The 22,998-nt window shown below is 38.2% G+C and carries 23 protein-coding genes, 2 pseudogenes and 1 riboswitch; of the genes and pseudogenes, 17 read left to right on the top strand and 8 right to left on the bottom strand.

The annotated features are described in order from the left end of the window. Nucleotides 1-179: 179 nt before the first annotated feature. Nucleotides 180-635, top strand: a complete 456-nt coding sequence (locus PDT38_RS05320) for a MarR family winged helix-turn-helix transcriptional regulator (RefSeq protein WP_270799532.1) — start codon at nucleotides 180-182, stop codon at nucleotides 633-635. A gap of 23 nt (nucleotides 636-658) precedes the next feature. On the opposite strand, the gene motB is transcribed toward PDT38_RS05320, so the two are convergent. The 3 genes from motB to PDT38_RS05305 all read right to left on the bottom strand — a co-directional run bounded on the left by motB (nucleotide 659) and on the right by PDT38_RS05305 (nucleotide 4,482). Further along, nucleotides 659-1,426 carry a flagellar motor protein MotB gene (motB, locus tag PDT38_RS05315; protein ID WP_270799530.1) on the bottom strand — a complete coding sequence of 256 codons (768 nt, stop codon included), beginning with the start codon at nucleotides 1,424-1,426 and terminating at the stop codon, nucleotides 659-661. Next, nucleotides 1,419-2,213: a flagellar motor stator protein MotA gene (motA, locus tag PDT38_RS05310; protein ID WP_270799529.1), complete on the bottom strand. Its 795-nt coding sequence runs from the start codon at nucleotides 2,211-2,213 to the stop codon at nucleotides 1,419-1,421. The genes motB and motA overlap by 8 nt, the downstream gene beginning before the upstream one ends. A 175-nt stretch (nucleotides 2,214-2,388) precedes the next feature. Further along, on the bottom strand, nucleotides 2,389-4,482 hold the full coding sequence (locus PDT38_RS05305; protein ID WP_270799527.1) for an ATP-dependent Clp protease ATP-binding subunit: 2,094 nt from the start codon (nucleotides 4,480-4,482) through the stop codon (nucleotides 2,389-2,391). Between the two features lie 226 nt (nucleotides 4,483-4,708). Between PDT38_RS05305 and PDT38_RS05300 the strand changes: the two genes are divergently transcribed. From PDT38_RS05300 to queF, 5 genes are all read left to right on the top strand, one after another. Further along, complete coding sequence (locus PDT38_RS05300; protein ID WP_270799525.1) at nucleotides 4,709-5,740, top strand: YkvI family membrane protein; 1,032 nt, start codon at nucleotides 4,709-4,711, stop codon at nucleotides 5,738-5,740. Between the two features lie 76 nt (nucleotides 5,741-5,816). After that, a riboswitch (PreQ1 riboswitch) is annotated at nucleotides 5,817-5,861 on the top strand. A 112-nt stretch (nucleotides 5,862-5,973) separates the two neighbouring features. Continuing rightward, nucleotides 5,974-6,633, top strand: coding sequence for a 7-cyano-7-deazaguanine synthase QueC (queC, locus tag PDT38_RS05295; protein ID WP_270799523.1), 660 nt, complete (start codon nucleotides 5,974-5,976; stop codon nucleotides 6,631-6,633). Nucleotide 6,634: 1 nt separating this feature from the next. After that, nucleotides 6,635-6,790, top strand: a complete 156-nt coding sequence (locus PDT38_RS05290) for a hypothetical protein (RefSeq protein ID WP_270799521.1) — start codon at nucleotides 6,635-6,637, stop codon at nucleotides 6,788-6,790. Continuing rightward, on the top strand, nucleotides 6,783-7,514 hold the full coding sequence (queE, locus tag PDT38_RS05285; protein WP_270799520.1) for a 7-carboxy-7-deazaguanine synthase QueE: 732 nt from the start codon (nucleotides 6,783-6,785) through the stop codon (nucleotides 7,512-7,514). The genes PDT38_RS05290 and queE overlap by 8 nt, the downstream gene beginning before the upstream one ends. 18 nt (nucleotides 7,515-7,532) lie before the next feature. After that, nucleotides 7,533-8,030 carry a preQ(1) synthase gene (gene queF / locus PDT38_RS05280; RefSeq protein ID WP_270799518.1) on the top strand — a complete coding sequence of 166 codons (498 nt, stop codon included), beginning with the start codon at nucleotides 7,533-7,535 and terminating at the stop codon, nucleotides 8,028-8,030. Nucleotides 8,031-8,251: 221 nt separating this feature from the next. Here the strand turns inward: queF and PDT38_RS05275 are convergent, their stop codons facing one another. From PDT38_RS05275 to PDT38_RS05265, 3 genes are all read right to left on the bottom strand, one after another. Continuing rightward, nucleotides 8,252-8,605 carry a tyrosine-type recombinase/integrase gene (locus PDT38_RS05275; protein WP_270800146.1) on the bottom strand — a complete coding sequence of 118 codons (354 nt, stop codon included), beginning with the start codon at nucleotides 8,603-8,605 and terminating at the stop codon, nucleotides 8,252-8,254. A 571-nt stretch (nucleotides 8,606-9,176) separates the two neighbouring features. Further along, the gene (locus tag PDT38_RS05270) at nucleotides 9,177-10,307 is read right to left on the bottom strand and encodes a Rap family tetratricopeptide repeat protein (RefSeq protein WP_270799517.1); all 1,131 of its coding nucleotides are present in this window, start codon (nucleotides 10,305-10,307) and stop codon (nucleotides 9,177-9,179) included. A gap of 122 nt (nucleotides 10,308-10,429) precedes the next feature. After that, nucleotides 10,430-10,621, bottom strand: coding sequence for a helix-turn-helix domain-containing protein (locus PDT38_RS05265; RefSeq protein WP_317134944.1), 192 nt, complete (start codon nucleotides 10,619-10,621; stop codon nucleotides 10,430-10,432). Between the two features lie 806 nt (nucleotides 10,622-11,427). Between PDT38_RS05265 and PDT38_RS05260 the strand changes: the two are divergent. The 3 genes and pseudogenes from PDT38_RS05260 to PDT38_RS05250 all read left to right on the top strand — a co-directional run. Then, a pseudogene (locus tag PDT38_RS05260) lies at nucleotides 11,428-11,619 on the top strand (site-specific integrase); the annotation flags it as partial. A gap of 190 nt (nucleotides 11,620-11,809) precedes the next feature. After that, a pseudogene (locus PDT38_RS05255) lies at nucleotides 11,810-12,028 on the top strand (preQ(1) synthase); the annotation flags it as partial. A gap of 265 nt (nucleotides 12,029-12,293) precedes the next feature. After that, complete coding sequence (locus PDT38_RS05250) at nucleotides 12,294-12,824, top strand: serine O-acetyltransferase (RefSeq protein ID WP_270799516.1); 531 nt, start codon at nucleotides 12,294-12,296, stop codon at nucleotides 12,822-12,824. A 118-nt stretch (nucleotides 12,825-12,942) separates the two neighbouring features. Here the strand turns inward: PDT38_RS05250 and PDT38_RS05245 are convergent, their stop codons facing one another. Next, complete coding sequence (locus tag PDT38_RS05245; RefSeq protein WP_270799515.1) at nucleotides 12,943-13,236, bottom strand: GNAT family N-acetyltransferase; 294 nt, start codon at nucleotides 13,234-13,236, stop codon at nucleotides 12,943-12,945. Nucleotides 13,237-13,571: 335 nt separating this feature from the next. Between PDT38_RS05245 and PDT38_RS05240 the strand changes: the two genes are divergently transcribed. The 4 genes from PDT38_RS05240 (at nucleotide 13,572) to PDT38_RS05225 (ending at nucleotide 18,296) form a co-directional block, all read left to right on the top strand. Further along, nucleotides 13,572-14,387: a DUF1672 family protein gene (locus PDT38_RS05240; protein ID WP_270799514.1), complete on the top strand. Its 816-nt coding sequence runs from the start codon at nucleotides 13,572-13,574 to the stop codon at nucleotides 14,385-14,387. A 172-nt stretch (nucleotides 14,388-14,559) separates the two neighbouring features. Next, nucleotides 14,560-15,057 carry a hypothetical protein gene (locus PDT38_RS05235; RefSeq protein WP_270799512.1) on the top strand — a complete coding sequence of 166 codons (498 nt, stop codon included), beginning with the start codon at nucleotides 14,560-14,562 and terminating at the stop codon, nucleotides 15,055-15,057. Between the two features lie 192 nt (nucleotides 15,058-15,249). Continuing rightward, nucleotides 15,250-16,176, top strand: a complete 927-nt coding sequence (locus PDT38_RS05230) for a DUF1672 family protein (RefSeq protein WP_270799511.1) — start codon at nucleotides 15,250-15,252, stop codon at nucleotides 16,174-16,176. 14 nt (nucleotides 16,177-16,190) lie between these two features. Continuing rightward, nucleotides 16,191-18,296, top strand: coding sequence for an SA1320 family protein (locus tag PDT38_RS05225; RefSeq protein WP_270799509.1), 2,106 nt, complete (start codon nucleotides 16,191-16,193; stop codon nucleotides 18,294-18,296). Between the two features lie 109 nt (nucleotides 18,297-18,405). On the opposite strand, the gene PDT38_RS05220 is transcribed toward PDT38_RS05225, so the two are convergent. Further along, nucleotides 18,406-18,594 carry a YkvS family protein gene (locus PDT38_RS05220; RefSeq protein WP_172294426.1) on the bottom strand — a complete coding sequence of 63 codons (189 nt, stop codon included), beginning with the start codon at nucleotides 18,592-18,594 and terminating at the stop codon, nucleotides 18,406-18,408. Between the two features lie 157 nt (nucleotides 18,595-18,751). Here PDT38_RS05220 and PDT38_RS05215 point away from each other — a divergent pair, with 157 nt between their 5' ends. The 4 genes from PDT38_RS05215 (at nucleotide 18,752) to PDT38_RS05200 (ending at nucleotide 22,993) form a co-directional block, all read left to right on the top strand. Beyond that, the gene (locus tag PDT38_RS05215) at nucleotides 18,752-18,946 is read left to right on the top strand and encodes a hypothetical protein (RefSeq protein ID WP_270799508.1); all 195 of its coding nucleotides are present in this window, start codon (nucleotides 18,752-18,754) and stop codon (nucleotides 18,944-18,946) included. Nucleotides 18,947-19,040: 94 nt separating this feature from the next. Then, nucleotides 19,041-20,381, top strand: a complete 1,341-nt coding sequence (locus PDT38_RS05210) for a polysaccharide biosynthesis protein (protein WP_270799507.1) — start codon at nucleotides 19,041-19,043, stop codon at nucleotides 20,379-20,381. A 59-nt stretch (nucleotides 20,382-20,440) separates the two neighbouring features. Beyond that, nucleotides 20,441-20,908 carry an endospore biogenesis thiol-disulfide oxidoreductase StoA gene (gene stoA / locus PDT38_RS05205; RefSeq protein WP_270799506.1) on the top strand — a complete coding sequence of 156 codons (468 nt, stop codon included), beginning with the start codon at nucleotides 20,441-20,443 and terminating at the stop codon, nucleotides 20,906-20,908. 198 nt (nucleotides 20,909-21,106) lie between these two features. Next, nucleotides 21,107-22,993 carry a heavy metal translocating P-type ATPase gene (locus PDT38_RS05200; protein WP_270799504.1) on the top strand — a complete coding sequence of 629 codons (1,887 nt, stop codon included), beginning with the start codon at nucleotides 21,107-21,109 and terminating at the stop codon, nucleotides 22,991-22,993. Nucleotides 22,994-22,998: the final 5 nt, after the last annotated feature.

The raw sequence follows: 22,998 nt of genomic DNA, 5'->3' as shown, positions 1-22,998 counted from the left end.
TCTCTCCCAATCACACAGGAATAGAGGTATTATAACACTAGTACGAGCTGAATTATAGAAAGCTTGATTAAAATATTTGACTAACATAAATATCCTTTTGTTAAAGGATATCAGTTGACATTTTTCGTATAGTTTATTAATGTTTTTCTGTAGTTTGTTTCTTTTGGAGTTGAGAGATCATGAGTAATAGTGAACAGGAACAGTCATTAAAATTATTTATTGTGTTATCACGAGCGTACAGATCAATTAATGATCATATGAATAGATATATTCATCAACATGGCCTAAATCCAACTGAATTCGCGGTTTTAGAGCTGCTTTATCATAAAGGAGATCAACCCCTACAGCAAATAGGTGACAAGATTCTACTTGCGAGTGGAAGCATTACATATGTGGTCGATAAATTGGAGAAAAAACAACTGCTGGTGAGAAGAGCCTCTTCATCAGATCGCCGAGTCACTTATGCACAAATAACAGATCAAGGGGTCAAGCTCTTGGAACAGATTTTCCCTGATCATGCTAAAGAGCTACATCAAATGATTAGTGTTTTAAATGCTGATGAGAAAAAAGCTTGTATTGACATGCTGAAAAATGTAGGGTTGAACGCGAAAAAACTTCATGATGACAAAGAATAAGGAAGCTGCTTTTGGCAACTTCCTTATTCTTTCGTATTCAAATTTTCTTGGCCAATCGGGAGGATGAGAACTTCAACTCGTCTGTTCTTTTTTCGACCTTCTTCAGTATTGTTTGAAGCAATCGGTTTAAATTCCCCATAGCCTTTTGCGCTAAATGTCTTGGCATCTAGTTTTGGGTTTTCAATTAAAAGTCCCATGAAATTGACAGCCCGCATAACACTTAAGTGCCAGTTTGATTTAAATTCGGAATTTCTTATCGGTATATTATCTGTATGCCCGCTAATTACGATATTGCGCGCTGGTTTTAAGACGAGCAGATCGGAAACTTCTTTAGCTAGCGGAATATCTTGTTGACGGATGACCGCTTTTCCAGAGTCGAAAAAGATGTTGTCTTCAATGGATAGAAGGAGTCCTTCATCAGTTAGCTTTGTCGTTACTTTTGCTTCAAGTTTTTTTTCTTTAATAAATTGGTTCACCTGTTGTTGGATTTTTTCCAATGAATGTTTGTCTTCATCTTTTATACCAGCTTTAGGTTCATCCGGTTTTGTCCCATCCTCATCAGTGTTTGCTTTCGGCTCTGTGAAGCTTGAATACTCCATCACTCCTGTTCCACCAGACAGTACAGTATTGAACGATTTAGACATCATTTCAAATTTTTTGGCGTCAATTGAGCTCATCGCAAACAGTACGATGAAAAGAGCGAGAAGAAGGGTAAGTAAATCCGCATAAGGGATGAGCCAAGATTCATCTACATGTTCTTCATGATCTTTATGCTTCTTTTTTTTAGCCATTTTGATTGTCTCCTTCAGAAACGGCGATATTTGCTCGTTCGCTGGTGGATACATACATTAAGAGTTTCTGTTCAATCACTTTTGGAGACTGTCCTTCCAAAATGGAGAGGATTCCTTCAATCATGACTTCCCTGACCCTCACTTCTGCTTTTGATTTACGTTTTAATTTGTTGGCAAAAGGATGCCACAATACATAACCTGTAAAAATCCCCAGTAGGGTGGCAACGAATGCGGCACTGATAGCATGTCCAAGAGCTTCTGTATCGCTCATATTTCCAAGTGCGGCAATTAGTCCGACAACAGCCCCTAAAACACCTAGTGTTGGCGCATATGTCCCTGCTTGGGTGAAGATGCCTGCACCAACTTGATGTCTTTCTTCCATTGCACTGACTTCTTCTGTCAAAACGTCGCGAATGAAATCGGCACTCTGACCATCGACAGCCATACTCATACCATTTTTTAAAAACTCATCATCTATTTGACTAAGGTTAGCTTCTAAGGCAAGAAGACCGTCACGTCTAGCAATTTGTGCCCATTCGGAAAACATTGGGATAAGCTCTTCAACTTCGATCATCTTTCTTTCTTTAAACAATATACCAAAGAGCTTGGGAATCTTTTTGACATCCCGCATTGGAAAAGCAATGGTAACTGCTGCGGCTGTTCCGACGACGATGATCAGCCATGCTGCCGGATTGGCAAGAACTGCAGGACTGACCCCTTTCATGACCATTCCCACACCGACTCCAATGATCGCTAAAATGATTCCAATTAATGATGTTTTGTCCATTTTTTCACCAATTCCTTTTAACTAACTTTTCTATAGTTATTATCGGTTTATAGGATAGGAACTTTAGGATGTTTCAAAAATTGCTAAGAATAAGGACTTTTGGATTATTGTTAATGAGGGACAAAAGTATTATTGATCAAAAAGACCGACTTCTTGGGGAAGAAGTCGGTCACTCTTACATATTTGGTTTAACAGTGATATTATTGTTCTCGACTGTAACAACAAATCCGGAGATCTCTTCATTTTCAAGCAGGAGGTCAGTTATTGGATCTTCGACTGTTTCCTGTATCGTTCTTCTTAAAGGACGCGCTCCAAATTCGGGCTGGTGACCAATTTCAGCGATTTTTTCTTTTGCCTGATCAGAAACCTCTATCGTCAGATTTTGTTCATGTAACGTTTCTTCAAGCTCTCTCAACAGCAGTTCAGTGATTTTCACGAGATGGTCTTTCTCAAGTGGTTGAAATTTAACAATATGATCAAACCTGTTTAAAAATTCTGGCTTAAAGAAAGCGCCTAAAGAGTCAATCAAAGATTGTTCACTTAGCAACTGTTCTTCTCTGTTAAAACCAACAGTTGTCGGTTTTTCGGCAGTTCCAGCGTTACTTGTCATAATAATGACAGTGTCTTTAAAGCTGACTGTTCGACCCTGACTGTCAGTGAGGCGACCATCTTCCATAATTTGCAGGAACATGTGTTGAACATCAGGGTGTGCCTTTTCAATTTCATCAAGCAGGACGATGCTGTAAGGATTTCTGCGGACTTTTTCTGTTAATTGTCCTGCTTCATCATGTCCGACATATCCAGGAGGGGAGCCAATAATTTTTGAGACAGCATGTTTTTCCATATATTCACTCATATCAAGGCGGATCATAGAGTCTTTTGTACCAAACAGTTCTTCTGCAAGTCTTTTAGAAAGCTCGGTTTTACCAACACCTGTTGGACCAACAAACAAGAATGAACCGACAGGTCTATTTTTTGATTTGAGTCCAGCCCGGCTTCGTCTAATCGCTTTAGCAACTTTTTTAACTGCTTGTTCTTGGCCAATGACTCGGCTTTTGAGGTTTTCTTCAAGCTCTCTCATTTTTTTCTGTTCATCATGCTGAAGCTTGCTGACGGGAATGCCTGTTTTTTCTTCAATGATCGCTTGAATGTTTTTCAGACCAACTGTTACTTGTTTTGTTTTTGTGTTGTGGTCAAGTTTATCATGTAATTCTGCTTCCTCATCCCGAAGCTTTGCTGCAACTTCATAATTTTCTTCTTGCAATGCTTTTGTTTTTTCCACCTCTATTTGTTGTAGTCGTTTTGAAGCGTCCTGATCACTGATGATATCGAGTGCTAAATTCGCCTTGGAACCCGCTTCATCAAGTAGATCGATCGCTTTGTCAGGGAGGTGGCGATCTTGAATATAACGGTTTGAAAGGACGGCGCATGCTTGAATTGCTTCATCTGTATAAGAAATTCCATGGTAAGCTTCATATTTTTCTTTGAGCCCGTTCAAAATAGCAACAGTTTGTTCAATTGTTGGCTCATGTACAACAATCGGCTGGAATCGTCGTTCTAACGCAGCATCCTTTTCAATTTGGCGATATTCTTTTAAAGTTGTTGCACCGATGACTTGCAACTCACCTCTGGCAAGAGCAGGTTTTAAAATATTGCCTGCATCCATAGAACCTTCGGCAGAACCAGCACCAACTAGCAGATGGATTTCATCAATGAAAAGAATTGCATTTTTCCGTTCTTTCAATTCTTTTATTAGCTGTTTCATTCTTTCCTCAAATTGTCCTCTAATTCCTGTATTAGCAACAAGTGATGCGACATCAAGCAAGTAAAGTTCTTTGTTTTTCAGTTTGCTTGGAACATCACCTTCAGCAATTTTTAAAGCAAGACCTTCGGCAATGGCAGTTTTACCAACACCTGGCTCTCCAATTAAGACCGGATTGTTTTTGTTCCTCCGGTTTAAAATCTCAATAACGCGTGCAACTTCATGACTTCGACCAATAACAGGATCGATCAAGCCTGTTTTCGCGGCATTTGTTAAATTGTTTGCAAGTTGATTAAGCAGCCCTTCTTGCGATGGTGATTGTGAATTTACTTGGGAAGGCTGACTGAAAAAAGGGCTCCCTCCGAAAAAGTGATTTCCGGAAATGTTTGAAGGTTGTGCTATTTTTCTGTAGCAGTCTTCACATAAATCCATATGTTTTTTTGTAAAGTTAACTTGAATGTTAAGGCGAATCGTCGCCTCATTTTTTTGACATTGTTGACAACGCATTTGCCTAACCCCCTTTAATGGTTTTGACCTTTTTTGACCAAAGTTTTAAGAAAAAATGGTCGCTTGTTTGACCATCTCTGACTATTAGTATACATTGACTATCTTTGACTTTCAAGATCTTTGCTTCATTTTTTTTCTTGTTAGAGATTGTAAGTTGTCCTTCTATTTTGAGAGCTTGGCTCATATGGTGTAAAGTGAGAAGTCGGGTACTTTATGGAGGATAAGTATGAGTCAATCGAAAGGATCCGCTTTACAACTAGCGTTTGTCTATGTAGGGACTGTGGTAGGAGCGGGATTTGCGACAGGAAGAGAAATCGTGGAATTTTTTTTAAGGTTCGGTTGGACAGGTCTGGCTGGCATTTTAATCAGTGGAATGATGTTTACGTTTCTTGGTGCGAAAATTATGTTAATCTCAACGAGGATTAATGCGAAATCATATCAAGAATTAAATAAGTTTTTATTTGGAAAAACATTAGGGAAAATGATCAATGTTTTTTTGCTCCTGATTTTACTTGGTGTTACATCTGTGATGTTATCTGGTGCGGGGGCTATTTTTAAAGAACAACTTGGACTTTCCAGTCAAATGGGAATGCTTGTGACAATTGTTTTAAGCTTATTCGTCATGATGTGTGGAGTAAAAGGAATATTTAGTGTAAATCTTATTGTCGTTCCGTTATTGTTGCTATTTTCAACGGTTGTCCTGTTTGATTCGTTTATTTTTGGTGATCCGTCTCTGCATTTTCCATTGGGATTTTCAGCTAATCCGGAGTGGTTAGTGTCTGCCGTTTCATACGGAGCTTTTAATTTGTCACTCGCCCAAGCTATCCTTGTCCCACTTGCTTCTGAAATTAAATCGGAAGCTATCATTAAAAAAGGTGCTATTATTGGAGGGTGTTTACTTACTCTTATATTAACGGCAAGTTTTTTGTCACTGTCGACTTTACCTGATGTCCTTTTATACGAAATCCCAATGGCGCAAGTCGTCTACATTGTTCAGCAATCTGTTCATATTATTTACTTGTTAATCATTTTTGGGGAAGTTTTCACATCTGTCATCGGTAATTTGTATGGTCTGGAAAAACAGATTAAGGAATACATTCAAATGAAAAGTTTTTATATTTTTGTCCTGATTCTGTTTACTATTTACTTAACGGGGCAGATTGGCTACGGTAAATTGATTTCAACGATTTACCCATTCTTTGGACAGTTGAGCCTTGTATTTATTTTCTTTCTCATGATGAAAAAAATGCCGAAGTGATAGGGAGACTTGGCGATCGTCTTGTTTTATGGTAAGATGGCGAAAGAAAAATTGAACAAAATCCGCTTGAAAAAATGCGGGAGAGGTTCTAGCAAAACCCTCTATAAAAAACTAAGGAAAGCTGTATCCTTGGGGTATGGCCTTTTTTCATGTTTTTTTGCTGGACACCTTTCCTTTAGGAAGGTGTTTTTTCATGATGATAGAGTCTATGGAGAGGCGGAGAAGGAGGAATTATGAAACAGGAAAAAGCGATCGTTGTATTTAGCGGCGGTCAAGATAGTACAACATGTCTATTATGGGCGTTAAAACAATTTCACGAAGTAGAAGCGGTCACTTTTCAGTACAATCAGCGGCATATTCAGGAAATTGAAGCTGCAAAAAAGATTGCGGGAAAGCTTGGTGTCAAACATCACCTATTAGATATGGCACTTTTAAACCAACTGGCACCAAACGCTTTGACGAGAGATGACATTAAAATTGAAGCAAAAGAAGGTGAACTTCCGTCCACTTTTGTTCCTGGGCGCAACCTTGTCTTTCTTAATTTTGCTGCAATTCTCGCTTATCAAGTCGGTGCCCGGCATATTGTGACAGGTGTTTGTGAGACAGATTTCAGCGGTTACCCGGATTGTCGCGATGCTTTTATCAAATCGTGCAATGTAACTGTCAATTTAGCAATGGAGCGTCCATTTGTCATTCATACACCGCTCATGTGGTTGAATAAAGCAGAAACATGGGAGCTTGCCGATGATTTAAACGCCCTTGATTTCGTCAAACATGAGACACTTACTTGTTATAACGGAGTCATGGCCGATGGTTGTGGTGTATGTCCAGCCTGTAAGCTGCGGGCTAACGGGTATCGCGAATATATGAAAATGAAAGAGGTGAGAGCATAAAGTGGTGAGACATGAAGTCGTTGATAAAATGATCTATGAAGAAGTTGAGGCCTTTTTGGAAGAGCTTGATAAGCCCTATTGTGCCCAAGTTTTTGTTCGAGAAACATCGACAAGCTATCTCAACTATCGAGCAAAACTAGGTGATCATCATGGCTAAACCGATTCCCGTTCTAGAAATATTCGGTCCAACTGTTCAAGGAGAAGGGATGGTCATCGGCCAAAAAACGATGTTTGTTAGAACAGCTGGTTGTGATTATTCGTGCAGTTGGTGTGATTCAGCTTTCACATGGGACGGCTCAGCGAAACATGACATCCAATGGATGACTGCACAAGAAATATATGAGTCACTGCGGAACATCGGGGGTGACGCTTTTTCTCATGTTACCTTGTCAGGGGGAAATCCAGCCCTGTTCAAACAGTTAGATGAACTGATTTCCCTTTTGCGAAAAAATGGTATACAAATAGCGCTTGAAACACAAGGGACAATATATCAGGATTGGTTTACAAAAATCGATCATTTAACAATCTCACCGAAACCGCCAAGCTCAATCATGAAAACTGATTTCAAAAAACTTGATGAAATTGTGAGAATGCTTCAGCAAAACGACAGACTGACAGCCACAAGCCTAAAGGTCGTCATTTTTACACCTCTCGACCTTCAATATGCAAAAGGTGTTCATCAGCGTTATCCCTATCTCCCATTTTATCTCCAAGTTGGGAATGATGATATTCATACAGAAGAAAGGGAGCACCTCGTCGAAAAGTTATTGCGAAAATATGAAGAACTAGTTACCGCTGTGATGAGCGACCCTGAATTAAACCGTGTTCGCGTTCTTCCTCAGCTCCATACTTTGATCTGGGGAAATAAACGAGGCGTTTAACAAGAAAGGAAGATCAACATGTCAACAAGAAAAGACTCAGAATTAGAAGGGGTAACCCTACTTGGAAACCAAGGAACCGACTATTTGTTTAACTATACTCCCGAAGTATTGGAAGCTTTTCCGAACAAGCATCAAAATAGAGACTATTTTGTCAAATTCAATTGCCCGGAATTCACATCCTTATGTCCAAAAACAGGTCAACCTGATTTTGCAACCATTTATATTAGTTATATCCCAGATCAAAACATGGTAGAAAGCAAATCTCTGAAACTTTATCTTTTTAGTTTTCGCAACCATGGAGATTTTCACGAAGACTGCATGAACATCATCATGAATGATTTAATTGAATTAATGGACCCACGTTACATTGAAGTCTGGGGGAAATTCACGCCAAGGGGCGGAATCTCAATTGATCCCTACACAAATTACGGTAAGCCAGGCACAAAATATGAAAAAATGGCAGAATACCGCTTGATGAATCATGATTTGTATCCGGAGACGATTGATAATCGGTAGGGTGTTACGTTTGGAGTTGTGTGGTCGGAGTGTGACCGGTCACAATTTCGACGGCCCTCTTGTGACCACGCGGTGACCAAATTAATACGAATGTGTGATCACGATCCCTGCCTTTTTCGGTGGGGGTTTTCTTTGTATTTGACGTTCAAATATCGCATAAGTCATTTATCTTGATCGGCTTATGACGACTTGCGTATCGTATCTTGATGTTCGTTACAAGCCTAGGTCTTCCCACGCTCGGCTTTTGACACGCCCCCCATTTTCACAAAAAAAGCTGGCCAATCGACCGACAATAAAGAGAAATCTTCTAGCGTTGCTTGTACTTCATCGTCTGTTATCCTAATATATTTAAGTGTGATTGATGGGGCTGAATGATTAAATAACGTCTGAAGCGTCGCCCCATCTTTATTACGTTTGTAATGATGATACCCGAATGTCTTGCGCATTGTGTGCGTCCCACCCACATCATCACGACCAAGCATTGCCGCAGCTTTCGTCATTATCTGATATGCCTGCGTGGTTGTTAGATGACCGTTACCCTTGCGGCTAGGAAATAAGAAGTCATCGTATTCTATGGTATGTATATTCGTTTATCTCGTCCTGCAATACCAACCTTTTTTTTGCCGGTCTTCTTCTCACGAATTATAACGTGCTGTTTTCCTCATACATCCCCAACTTTTCGCGATACAATATCACTCGCCCTCAATCCCGTATTGATACCGAATACAAAAAGAAATCGATCTCGCTCTGTTCCGAACCTTCTAAGTGTCCATTTCATATCGTTTATTTCGTCGGTTGTACGTTCTTTTCATCCATTTTATGTACGAAAATAACTAAAAACGTACATTCGTTTAATAGGTCGGAATTTTGGCCGTCTGTCCGTCCTGAACGCAAAGGGTACCGGACTTTACACACATAACACACCGAAACGTAATAAATCGTAAAATGATCGAGGGGTCACGCGGTTTGCTAGAAGGTTTTTCAATGCGTGTTTTAAAAAATCAAAAACACCCCAAAAGAGGGGCGTTTCCTTACGATTGTTTTCTATTGGCGACTTGGTAAGTTTCGTCTGAATGGTAGGTTGTGGTTAAGAAGTTGATTCCCAGTGTAAGTACTGCGGTAGCCAGAATAGGAACAATTAATTTTTTAATACTCATATAAACAATCACCCTTTTTTATTTGTGTTTGTGCATAAATCATTTTACGAAGAAACTCATTAGAGTTTTGGTAATCTTCTCTCTCGAGATACCAGTTCGAGACCTCAAATGACAACCTTTCCATGTATGCATATATTTTATTCTTGTCTAGGTACTTAAATACCTTTAAAATTTCAGTTTTATTAGCAGAATAAATATAAAGAGCTTCTAAAAATTCAAATAAGGAAGTAAATAAGGAATCTTTATATTCTTGTGCTGTTTGTATGCCGATGTGAAACATCTTAAGTGCGTGCTTATAATTTTTTTGCTTGAAAAGGAGTTGAGAAAAGAAATATAAAGAATGCGGCAAATTATTATATTTTTGCTTGATATTGATTTCAACAGCTTTTTCAGCATACTTAACAGCAGTGTCTAAATCGCCCATACAGTCATAGCAGTCTGCTAAATTGAAATAAGCAGAACTGATCAGTCGCTGATTTTCTTGCTGTTTTGCTAACTCGAGGGCAGAATTAAGATGAGGTAAAGCTTTATCGTGACACTTAAAGTCATCATAATTTCCTGCAATAATGAACAGGCATTGAATTCTCCGAATTGTATATAGTTCATGATTGTCATAAATTTTTAAGGCTCTTAATATATGATACATCGAGACATGATTCTGCTTCATATTATAGTATGCCTCTGCGATTTTAAAGTGAAATTCTGCCTTTTCTATCACATCAGGAACGTATGATAATTGTTTTTCAGCATTGCGATAAAACTGTATCGCAGAGATATATTGTTTTTGCTCAAACTCATACATTCCTCTAAAAAAGAACGAGTAATATTGAAGAAGCCCATTTAAATTTTCTCGTGGCTCTTCAATTTGGCGTAACAACTCTTCAATAGAAGGTCTGTTTTTCCGTTCTTCTGTAGGTTCTAAATAGTCTAACATTAATTGGTGACGAAAACACATTAGTTGATAATAGAGGAGTAGATCCTGATCTTCTTCCATTTCATGAATTTCCTTTTCGACTTCACTTTTTAAAACTTCCGCATCTGGAACACTAAACTGTCTAACCATTTTATACCATTCGTGGATTTTGACTCCGACTTTTGACGAGGGTATTAATTGATCCATTTCCACCTCTCCCTTTTTATTTCCTATTTGTAAATATATTACTACAATTTTCGTGAGAATAGACAAAAAAATGAGAAAACTTTAAGTATTTCATAAAAGACGACAATATAAAAGACGTCAACCTAATTCGATGCGTCGTTAATGTACTCAAACTGGACGACCTCTTCAATTGAGTAATCTAAGTATTTGCATATTTGTGCAATAACCTTTAAGGCAACAAACTCACCGGCAGTCATCTTCGCCAATGTTGACGATGATATGCCTAGGTCGTTTCTAAGATCCGTTTTATTCTTCTTCCGTTTCGTGAGAGTCACCTCTAACGGATGGTACGTCTTTAAGCTAGCGTTGTCTGCCTTATTAGACGAGAATGGAAACCTAATATGATAGAAGAGGTAGTCGGAATGAACTTATTCCGCAAAGAGAAAGATTACCGATCATTAGCCGAAATCTATTTCGATCATTTAAAGGCACCGCTGCCGAGATAGAACGCGATTTTGATAGATTGAGAGCGGCACAGTCGGAAGTCGATCGAGAACTGTCGGATCAGTATCACGAGATAGAGAAAGGAAAGTTCGATGTGGTTCGCGGTTATTACTTGGCGAAGGGGCTTCAGGACATATTACAGTGCCGCAGAACGATTAAAGGAGAGCTGTGTCGGCTCGGTTCGCTTAACCGACTTCACAACGAACAGAAACTTGCGCCGGCAACCATCCGGACAGCTTTCGGTATTGTTGCCGAAGTCTTAAAGAAAGCCTTCCGAAAAGGAGCCTTTGCCCTTGCAATCCTTGACGATATAAACCTTCCGCCCGAAAATCGCATTTCTAAAGTGTGGAACGAGGCGAATGTACAAGCGTTTTTGGATGCTCGCAATCGTATCATTAACTCGTTATTTTATCGGGATGGTATTATCCGTTTGTTACAGTTATGCGTATGGGGGAGGGTCTCGAATTGCGGTGGTCCGATATAGATTTCGAAAAGGGTTATTTAACAATGACAAACTCTCGCGAAGGTAGATGACAAGGGCAATTACGGATTAGTTCCCTAGGACAAAACTACGGCGGGCTTTCGGACAGTGCATTTATCGAAATTCTTTATCGAATATTTAATTGAACATAAGAAAATGATCCAGCGCGAAAAAGAGATCTTCGGCAAAGACTACATCGACTATGATCTCGTAGTGTGTACGAAGCACGGAAAGTGGGTGCATCCCAATCACTATCGACGGGCATCTACTCGGTTAATTGCACGGCTTGAGCTCCCGAAAATTCCGCCAAAGAATTTGCGACATACTCACGCGACGTACTTAATCAGTATCGGTATAAGTCCGAAGATTGTTCAGGGGCGTTTAGGTCATGCGCATATCAAAACGACGCTGGGAACGACAGTCACGTGTTGCCTTCGATGCAGGCGGAATTGGTCGGAACTTTGGACGAGTTGGTCGATAGAGAGTGACCACAGTGTGACCGGGTGTGAAACCGTTGATATATCGGCATTTCATTGATGGATTCCACAATGAAGACTGCATGGACATCATCAAGAATGATTTAATTGAATTAATGGACCCACGTTACATTGAAGTCTGGGGGAAATTCACGCCAAGGGGCGGAATCTCAATTGATCCCTACACAAATTACGGTAAGCCAGGCACAAAATATGAAAAAATGGCAGAATACCGCTTGATGAATCATGATTTGTATCCGGAGACGATTGATAATCGGTAGTAGTGGAGTTGTGTGACGTTTTGTGGTCGGAGTGTGACCACGCAATTAAGCGGTTTTATATGATGTTTTGTGATTTCCCTGTGAAGTAGACGTACGATTGAGTGCGTCTATTATTATTTAGGTATGTGATATTTGCATGTTTTGAAACATTCAAGTCTTATTTTTGTGGGATTTTTGAGGGGATTCAATTTTGATATCATGAGGAAAGTTTGATTACAAATAAGGGTTTGTATGCTAAAATTATGAAAAAAAGCAGGTGTTATTTGTGATCTCAACAAAGAAAGAATTGCACTATTATCTAGAACAAGATAAAAAGTCTTTAGGAATCTCACACCGAAAACCTAGGTTGCTAGGGGATGATATTTGGAAATATCAAATCTGTCTTAGAAAATATGAATACTATGCGAATACCAATTCAAAGTTTCTAAAACAGATTTATAGATATTTACATAAAAAGAAAGGGTTAAAACTAGGTTTTGATATCCCAATTAATGTGTTCGGCCCAGGGCTAAGGATCAACCATTGCGGATTACTTATCGTCAATAGCAATGCAAAAATCGGTACAAATTGTGATATTCATCAAGGAGTTAATATTGGACAGAATCACGACGAATATGATGTTCCGACGATTGGTGACAATGTTTGGATTGGACCTGGTGCGAAGTTATTTGGCAAAATTAAGATAGCAAATGGAATTAAAATTGGAGCAAACGCCGTTGTCAATAAATCTTTTACCGAAGAAAACATTACAATTGCTGGGGTCCCCGCTACAAAAGTTAATGGGGCAAAACAGTAGCCCGCTCATCCTGAGCTGGGCTGTATTCTGTGTTATCCATTAATGAGAGCTTTCGAAGTAATCTTTTTCAAAAAAATAATCTTGGTCAATCCACTGATCGTGCCAAAACAATTCTTCTTTAAAAGTAACCTCCTTTGTCATTCCGATATTTCATCACGGCTCCTGAACGTTTATTCTGTGTATGACACATTCCGACAACTTTATGTGCATGCAATCTTTCAAACGCAAATTGTAACAAAAGCTGTGCCGCTTCACATCCATAACCCTTTCCCGAGTATTCGGGCAAAATGGCAAAACCGATTTCCCATGTTCTTCTGAATTGATGATTCACCATATTTGTGCTAACCAATCCAGCTAAAGTGACAACAAAATCATAACTTGTTGGTTTTTCACATGTTTCATTTTTATCCATATATGCTTCTCTTACAACATCTTCTTCGTGATACCATAAATATACAATTTTTTAAATGAAATTCAATGATAGTATTAAGTTTTCTCCAGAAATATTCATTGGCCCCTAATTCCCATATATTCACTTTAAAACAGACGACAATAATATTGAAGACTGATTCAAGCCAAGCAAACTTAAATCAGTTTGATTGGTTAGTAATGAAATATACCTATTTTCTGCATCTGTTATGTGGTTCTAAATTCGTATTCTTCTCTTTTGAATGAAAAATACATATCTAATGATATATGGTTGTTTTATAATAAAACGATTCGAAAAAATGTTGGAGGAATTTTATAGTGAAGAATCAAAAAATAATCTTACTTAGCATGTCAGCGTTATTACTATTAGCTGGATGTCAGGCTATGAAAAAACCAGAAAAGCAACTTGATCAAAAAGAATTAGAAAGTGTTCAAAAATTTGGAGATGAAATGTTAAAGGAAAAAAAGGCCGATGAAAAATATCACGATAAAATTAAGAAAGCGGTTAGGAAGTTTTTTCTTGATAAATATAAAACAAAGGTGAAGATTAATCAAATCGTTCGAAAGGTTAATAGTGTTAGAGTGTATGTCGAATCTGAAGGGGAACCTCATTTTTATACAGAAGCCAGCCTTATTATGCTCGATGAAGATCATATTCTAGCTGAGGTCAATGCAGAAAAGGATGATGTTGAGGATGCGATTAGAACTGGAATTTATGCAATGGCTTGTGATAAAGAATTCAAAACACTTGACAACTATTTGAAAAAAGCGACTTCGAAATATCATGTCAAAGCATTAAAGCAAAAAGATCGTCGTAACGGCTATAGTACACCATATTACAATATATCCATAGCCTCTGATGCCTTCGGTGTTGACCTTAACAAAATGTATCTGAAAAATCCTAAACGAAGCAAAATGGAATGGCGAAAAATCTTAACGAAACATCAAATAAATGATAAAAAAATAAAGATCGACATTCAATTGTATTTGGAAACGAAAAAGTTGAAGGATGATCATCCAACCTTAAAAAAAATCATTGGCGATCTAAAGAAAAAGGATGATATAGCACCAGGTATATATGAAGTACACGTAGAACAAAAACTGGTTGGAAAATCAGCCAATTCAAAAAAATAATTATTTTTGTGGGGTTCTGACAATGACTAATATCAAATGTTGAAGTTTAAAAATTTAATTACATTTTAGTGTTGGAATCCCATTAATTTAATAGTGAATTAATGACCGCTGAAGAGCAAAAACAAGCGGACTGATCCGAATGACATTATCAAGAAGTAGGAGCATTTATTAAATGAGAGATGAAGCAAAAAATGCAAAAAATAAAAAAACAATTAGTGAAGATAAAAATTTAGTAGAACTAGCAGGATACCATTCTTATAAAAATCCTACAGAAAAACGAAAACTTAATGTTGACGGACATATTTATAAAGTAGTTAATGCAGTATATAAAGACTCCACCGGCCTTGACGCCATGACAGTCAAAAACATAGAAACAGGCGAATACACCATCGTCTACCAAGGCACAAACATAGACAATGGAGACCAAGACCTTGACGCCGATAAAGATCTTGCCATAGGTAGGACACATGAACAGTTTAAAGCAGCACGTGACTATTTTGACGAGATGAGAGAAAAGTATGGTAGTAAATTAACATCAGTCTGCGGAAATTCGCTTGGCGGTGGTTTAGCGAATGATGTGGCTGTGAAACACCCTGATTTGAAGTGTGTGACGGTTCATTCAAAACTCAACAAAATAAACAGAACATTAATAATATTAAATATAATATGAATTATACAACATGATATAAAATACCTAAATCAAAAGTATCGAAACCTATAATTTTTTAATCCTTTAAAATAGTTCTAACTTCTTATTTATTAACTTTCTTAGCAAAAGTGCGTATCAAATCATACAAATAAAATGACTAATATTCTATAATGAAACAATTCGAGCAAAACCTCAAACTAAGGAGGGGTAATTTTGAAATTTAAAAAAATAATAACGTTAAGTATTGGAATTCCATTACTTTTGGGAGGGTGTATGAATTTGCATGGTGAACATGATAAAAAAATGACCGCTGAAGAAGAGCAAAAACAATTTGAAAAAGAACATTTTGCCCGTGTTCAAGATTATACAGGACAAGGTCTTAAACTTGATGGAGGAACACAAACTGACGGAATCGCCAAAGCCCATCACACTGAAATTGAAAAAGCAGTCAAGAAATTTTTCTTAGACAAATATAAAACAAAGGTGAAAGTTCACAACATTGTTGGTGCGCTTCAAGCAGCTACTGTATTTGTTGAATCAGAAGGTGAACCGCATTTTCATACATATGCCGTTGTTCCGATCGATCTAGAAACGAAAAAGGTTTTAACAGATAAGGTTTTTTCCCAGGAAGGGCAAGTTGAGGATGCGATTAAAAGTGGTATCTATGCGATGATTTTTGATCAAGAGCTTAAAAAACTTGATGATTACTTAGATAAAACAGTGAAAAAAGAGCCAGTTATTGGTATTAGACAAGAAGCAGTTAATAATTTAAAGACAGCGGGTTTTACTACGAGTTATTACTATATAACTATGGCAGATCATAGTTTTGATGAAGTTTATTTGAAATATTTAAAAGATCCAAATAAAAGCAAAGAAAACTGGAAAAAAGAACTCAAACATACCGAAATGGATCCAAAATCATTTTATGTCACCATCGATTTATATATGGAAAAACCAAACACTGAACCAGATAAAACCATTTTTAATCAGATTGTAAAGGATATAGAAAATATGAAGGGACTTGCGCCTGGACAATACAGTGTCTTTTTAAATGATAATACGATTAGCAAAAGAGCTGGCTCCAATTCAAAAGACAATACGCTTGAACGAACTTATCCGAAAGACATTATCAAGAAGTAGGAGTATTTATATAAATGAGAGATGAAACAAAAGATGCAAAAAATAAAAAACCAATTAGTGAAGATAAAAATTTAGTAGAACTTGCAGGATATCATGCTTATAATATGCCTGGCAAGAAGCAATCAGTTAATGTAAACGGATATAAATATACAGTAGTAAATAAAGTACAAGATAACAAAAATGGCCTTGACGCCATGACAGTCCTAAATGAAACAACAGGCGAAATTACCATCGTCTACCAAGGCACAAACATAGCCAATGGAGACCAAGACCTTGACGCCGATAAAGAACTTGCCATAGGTAGGACACATGAACAGTTTAAAGCAGCACGTGACTATTTTGATAAAATGAAAAAAGAGTATGGTGATAAATTAACATCAGTCTGCGGCAATTCGCTTGGCGGTGGTTTGGCGAATTATGTGGCTGTGAAACACTCTGATTTGAAGTGTGTGACAATTAATCCGTCGGTCTTGCCTGAAGGGGAAGTCGATCATGATGAAGATTATCCGAATATCACAAACTATTTCAGTAAGTATGATCCGCTGACATCTGCGGAGACTGGTGCGATGATTGCTGACCGAATTCCCGGAAAAGTAATTGAAATAGATAATGGGGTTCCGCTTATTTCCTCTATATTATCTAACCATATGGGCTATAAAATGGGTGGGATTGACGATAAAGACCAAACAGTTGAAATCGGTGAAAAAGGGGATCCGGGTCATGGGAAAGTGTATGTTTCCGCTAGTGACCATATCGTGACAAGTATTTGGACAGGCGAGCCTCTTTACGGAAATGTCGGCTCAACGAAGATTGAGATTAATAAAGCTAGTCTCGACTTGTTGGCGAAGTCGTTGGAAACAGATGTGATGAGACGTCTTGGTTATGTTTCTGAGTATATTGAAAATTCCAATGAGATTGTTAAACATGAACAAAAGATGAAACCTAAACGAAAGGCTGATCTTCAAGAGAAGGTGGCAGATTTTTTTGAAAGTGCATTTGGCGATCCATTATTTACCGGGATTACTCAAGCTGCGAATCTATTAAAAGGCTTTATTGATCAAATCATCGATTGGGTAGATATGGCTGAAGAAAAGTTCCGTTCGCTGAACTCCATCTTGAATTCACCGCCGGCTGAGTTGATCGAACATATTACACAGACCGACATTAGTGTTGAAAGTATTTGCGATGGAATTCGCGGGTTTTTGAGAGACATCAAAGATGGTATCGATGATTTGTCAAATGCACTGAAGGGACTGATCACTGAAGGGATTTCCCATGTTTTTGTCAATCCAGTTAATGGCTTGACTGATGCGGTTGCTGATGAAGTGTACAAGCATTTGGTGATTGTTGGCAAAAATGAAAAGCAGTTAAAAAGCCAGCTGAGCACATTTATTAAGCAAGTAAATGCAGCGGCTACAGGTTTCCAAAACAGTGATCAAGGCGCTGCCAACGATATTAGAAACCGTAAAGCACCTAAGGAACAAAAAACATCAGTTCCCGCATCAGTTCAAGCTGAATGTGAACAATCGGACTATTTGAAAGATCGTTTAAAAGTAAAAGCTCAGCATGTTGATAGTTCTATGGTTAATTTTGTAAGTTCTGTTAGTCTATTTTTAAACCCTGTGCTTGGTTCCGCCTATAGAACGTTAGTAGTGTTTGAAGCATTTATGGAACAAGCAATTATTGATGTAAAGGCGGTAGCTGTTGCAGGATCGATTCCTGATAAATTAATCGGACTATTTACAGATTGGGATGGTAAAATTGAGAAGAGCATTAATGGAGTAGTCAAGGATTTAGAACAGGTAGAATCAGATACTGAAAAGTACCGTAAAGGTGTCGAAAGTTTCACTCAATGCCTGTCTAATTTGCCTTTATTAATAAAAAGATTCAAACCATATATTGACACCGCCATTTTTGAACCGCTTGGCTTCAGCAACATCAATATTTATAACACGGCGGCTGTGTCAACTTTAGAAGAAACGGAATTGCTTTTTTTAGACATTGTTTATCAGTTATCAGATCATAAAGCAGAAGCGATTACCGCCTTATGTCATACGGCGGGAGAGATTGTAAAAACGCTCCGACTATTCAGAGGCGATGTCACAAGGGCAACGATGTAGAAGAACCGGGAAAAACCGCCAGACACTGAGTCTAACGGTTTTTCAATTTTTGGAAGAACTTGCGAAGTGCATTTTAAGGTTCTGAGTGGAATTCTTGTGAATGGGCGATTTAATGTAAGGAGTCTTTTATAATTTTATAGTTTTTATGATTGACGACTGTTAAAGAATCCAATTCTAGGTCTCTATAATTATCCATAATGGTGACATCGACAATTACTGAGTTTTCATTAACTTTTTCGACAACTCCGGTCAGTCCATTTTTAAATTCGATGACATTTCCGACTTTTGCAATTTTCAAAGCGACTTCCTCTCCTTTTAAGAAAATAACCTATTGAAAGTATTTTGCAATATTTTCATTGAGAAGTAAAGCGATATGATATACAAGTTCGGTGATTGTAATCGGCAACTACTAAGTGATATAGTAACGTCATAAGAGAAAGAAGGGGAGAGAGCGATTGACAGATGAGAATGTAATTGATTTCATAAAACAGTTAAGGGAAGGCAACATTCACGAACTTTGTGTGAAAAAGGAAGATTTTTTGTTTTTTAGATCTATTTTGACAAAACAGGAAGATTTCAAGCACTTCCGCGGTGTTGCCCAACGTGGTGGTGACATCATTTTTCAATATATGAAAGAACCGAGAAGTTAAAAAGTTTTCTCACATGGTGAGAAGGCTTTTTTTAATAATTTTTAGACTTGTCTCATATGATGAGGTAATAATCAGTGAGACAAGGGGAGACCTCATGAACCGTTTTGTGAAAGGAATTATTCTTCTGTCGCTAGCCGCATTTTTTGCGGAATGCCTAGAGTTTGTCATTAACATGATTCTTGCTCGGGAACTTGGAGAGCATGGCATGGGGCTCTATATGAGTGTTTTGCCCTCGATATTTTTGGTTGTGGTTATTGCAAGTCTTGAGTTGCCTGTTTCGATATCAAAATTTATTGCGGAATCTAATCCGAGGTTACATGAAAGTATGTTAAAACATGCTTTTCAGATGACAGCAGTTTGTACCGTTTTTTCTACGGCGATAGCGGTCATCATTCTTCCATTCATTCCTGTCTTTGACTCCTATCATCCCTTGATTAGAGGAATTGTGATCGGGATGATCCCCGCTGTTGCATTTACATCGATTGCACGCGGCTACTTTATGGGTGTTCAGGAAATGGGGAAAATTGCAATAGCGAATGGACTGAAAAAAATCTTTCAGCTTGTCGGCTTGTTTTTGTTTTTTCAATGGTATTCCTTTTCATTACATACATCAGTTCTTATTTCATTGTTTGTTCTGTTTGCAAGTGAAGTGGTTGTGTTTGTTTACTTGTATTCCCAGTTTCTTTTGGCGAGACGCGCAGTTGCTGATGGGAGACATGTTCATTTGCGGAGAAACGATGTCTTGAAACGGCTCCTGACTGTTTCTATCCCCACCACAGGTTTACGGATTTTTCATGCCATTGCCAATGCAATTGAACCTTTTTTAGTGAAAGGGACATTGCTAGTTGCAGGTGTTTCAAGCACGGCAGCTATTGATCAGTTTGGTATGCTTTCAGGTGTTGCGATGACGATTGGTTTCTTTCCGGCTTTTATCGCTCATTCATTAATGGTTGTCATGATTCCAAGTATTTCTGAAAGCTATGCCTATCAGCAGTATGACAAGGTGATTAAGCGGATTAAACAAGCGATTCTCATTACGTTGCTTTACGGAATACCGTCTATTCTAGTGATGTATCATTTTGCAGAACCGCTGACCCATTTGTTTTTTGATTCAATTAAAGCTGCTCTTTATTTAAAGTTGTTATGGCCGTATTTTTTATTTCACTTTTTTGTCATGCCTTTGCAAGCTTGTTTAATTGGAATTGGGCTTGTCAAAGATGCATTTTATCATAATGTTTGGGCCAGTATCGTTTCATTTTTGCTGATGTATCTGTTTGGATCAATGGAAAGTTTGCAAATGGTCGGCATCATTTTGGCAATGAATACAGGGATGATTTTGCTGACAACCCTTCACTATATGACAATTTGCAAACAATTAGGAGTTTCTTTGTTGTTGACAAATAAAACAGGTGCACCAACAATTGAAAGCCGCTGACTTGACTTCATACTTTTTTGTTTTCGTGGGAAGCTAAACAAAAAAGAAAGGAAGATCAGATGCGAAAAAAAGGAATCATTCTCTGTTCACTCATCTTTCTGTTTTTGGTAGGATTTCAGCTGGAAGCTTCTGCTATGGAGATGAAAACAATAGAAGGGCAAAGCATTAAGGTTCCGGCACAAGGTCGAAAAACGATCATCCATTTTTGGACCAGTTGGTGTCCTCCGTGTCGAGAGGAATTACCACGTTTTCAGTCCTTCTATGACCAACATCAGTCAGATGTGCAATTGATCACGATTAACTTGTTGAATGCCGAACAAAACGAACGAGCGGTGAAACAGTTTATTAGAGCCAATCAGTTATCATTTCCAATCGTGTTTGACCGAACAGGTGAAATAATGAAAAAGTATCAAGTGATTACAATTCCTTCTACTTTTTTTCTAAATGAAAAAGGGAAATTGGAAAAATCAATTGTTGGACCAATCACTGTTGAACAAATGAAAGCATGGTCTGAGAAAAAAAGCTGAGTTTTCCAGCTTTTTTTTACAGTTGTTAATGATAATTATTATCAAATGTAAATTGTAATAATTATTAATTTTAAAGATGATAGATGTATGCTATAATCGTTTCATAAAAGCTTTTAAAATGCTGCCTAACGGCGGCAATTTGTTTTTTAGAAGGAAATTGATGATGATTTACATTATCAATTAGGGAGGGCGTAGAAAATGCAGTTACAACATAAATTTAAGCTGATTGAGAATTGGAGAAGACATGGTGAATTGGTTGCTGCGCTTTTATCAGGCGCATTGATTCTTAGTGGATGGTTTTTTTCTGGTCATGAAACATTATCAATCATCCTTTTTCTATTCGCTTTTTGTATTGGTGGGTTTGCAAAAGCAAAAGAGGGGATCATGGAAACCATAACTGAGAAGACATTAAATGTTGAGCTGTTAATGATTTTTGCAGCAATCGGCTCTGCGGTAATCGGCTACTGGGCTGAAGGCGCCATTTTAATCTTTATATTCTCACTTAGCGGTGCTCTTGAAACATACACTCTCGACAAAAGTAAACGAGATTTAACATTGCTAATGAAATTAGAGCCTGAGGAAGCCGTTTTGCTTGAAGAAGGAGGTCAAAAAAAAGTAGCAGCCGAGGAATTGAAGGCTGGTGATTTGATCTCAGTTAAACCAGGTGAGCGGATCGCTGCGGATGGAGAAATTGAATCAGGGACAACAAGTGTTGATGAATCCGCTCTTACAGGCGAGTCGATTCCGGTAGAAAAAACGATCGGAGATCAAGTATTTTCAGGGACTTTTAATTTAAGCGGATCTTTGACAGTACGCGTTCTAAAGGCGAACAAAGACTCGCTCATTAAAAAGATTATGAAATTGGTAGAGTCTGCGCAAAACAGCGTTTCACCTTCACAAGCTTTTATCGAACGCTTTGAAAATATGTATGTAAAAGGTGTGTTGCTGGCTGTTGGATTGCTTTTGTTTCTACCTCATTTCGTGCTTGGTTGGAGTTGGGGAGAGACGTTTTACAGAGCGATGGTCTTTATGGTAGTCGCTTCGCCTTGTGCGCTTGTCGCTTCAATTATGCCGGCTGCATTGTCACTGATTTCAAATGGGGCAAGACATGGCTTGCTTGTCAAAGGAAGTGTCTTTCTTGAGAAACTTGGTGAAACGAAAATAGTCGCGATGGACAAAACAGGAACAATCACAAATGGCAAACCTGCAGTTGAAGACTTGATATTGACTTTTGGGATGACAGAGGTGGAATGCTTAGAAGCGGCCGCTTCAATTGAGAAGCAGTCCAATCATCCGCTTGCACAAGCGATTGTCAAATATGCAGAAGCTCAAGGAGTGAATCCAGACATAACTGTGTCAATCCAAGAAACATCAGGTTTTGGCGTCAAAGCGCAATTTAAAGGAGAAATGTGGCAAATCGGTAAAGCTGAATTTGTCATGGAAGATAAACAAAATGATCAGTCTTTTAAAGCTTCAGTTCAAACCATTGCTGCACAAGGAAAAACGCTTGTATATGTAAAAAAAGGTGAGCGTGTTGTCGGATGTTTTGCTTTAAAAGATCAAATCAGACCGGAAGCCAAAGCGGTAATAAACGAACTCAATCAACTTGGGATTCATACAGCAATGTTGACTGGGGACCAGCCTGAAACGGCTAAAGCAATTGCAGAGGAAACGGGTTTGGGTATTGTTGTTTCTCGATGTCTCCCAGATAGTAAAGTAAAGGAAACGCAAAAGTTGAAACAACAATACGGAACGATTGTGATGGTTGGTGATGGCATCAATGATGCGCCAGCACTTGCTACAGCAGATGTTGGAGTTGCGATGGGTGGAGGGACAGATGTTGCCTTGGAAACGGCTGATATTGTCTTAATGAAAAATGATTTAACAGGTTTGACAAAAATGGTCAAGTTGTCACGAAAAATGAATCGAATTATAAAACAAAATGTTGTTTTTTCTTTAACTGTAATCTGTCTGCTCATCTGCGTTAATTTCCTGCAAATTCTTGATTTGCCGCTCGGTGTTATCGGTCATGAAGGGAGTACACTGCTCGTGATTTTAAACGGATTAAGACTATTAAAATCTTAATCTCC

Source organism: Bacillus changyiensis, assembly GCF_027706145.1.
GTDB classification, from domain to species: domain Bacteria; phylum Bacillota; class Bacilli; order Bacillales; family Bacillaceae; genus Bacillus; species Bacillus changyiensis.
Note: the sequence above shows the minus strand (reverse complement) of the source record. Positions and strands in the feature narration are given on the sequence as shown.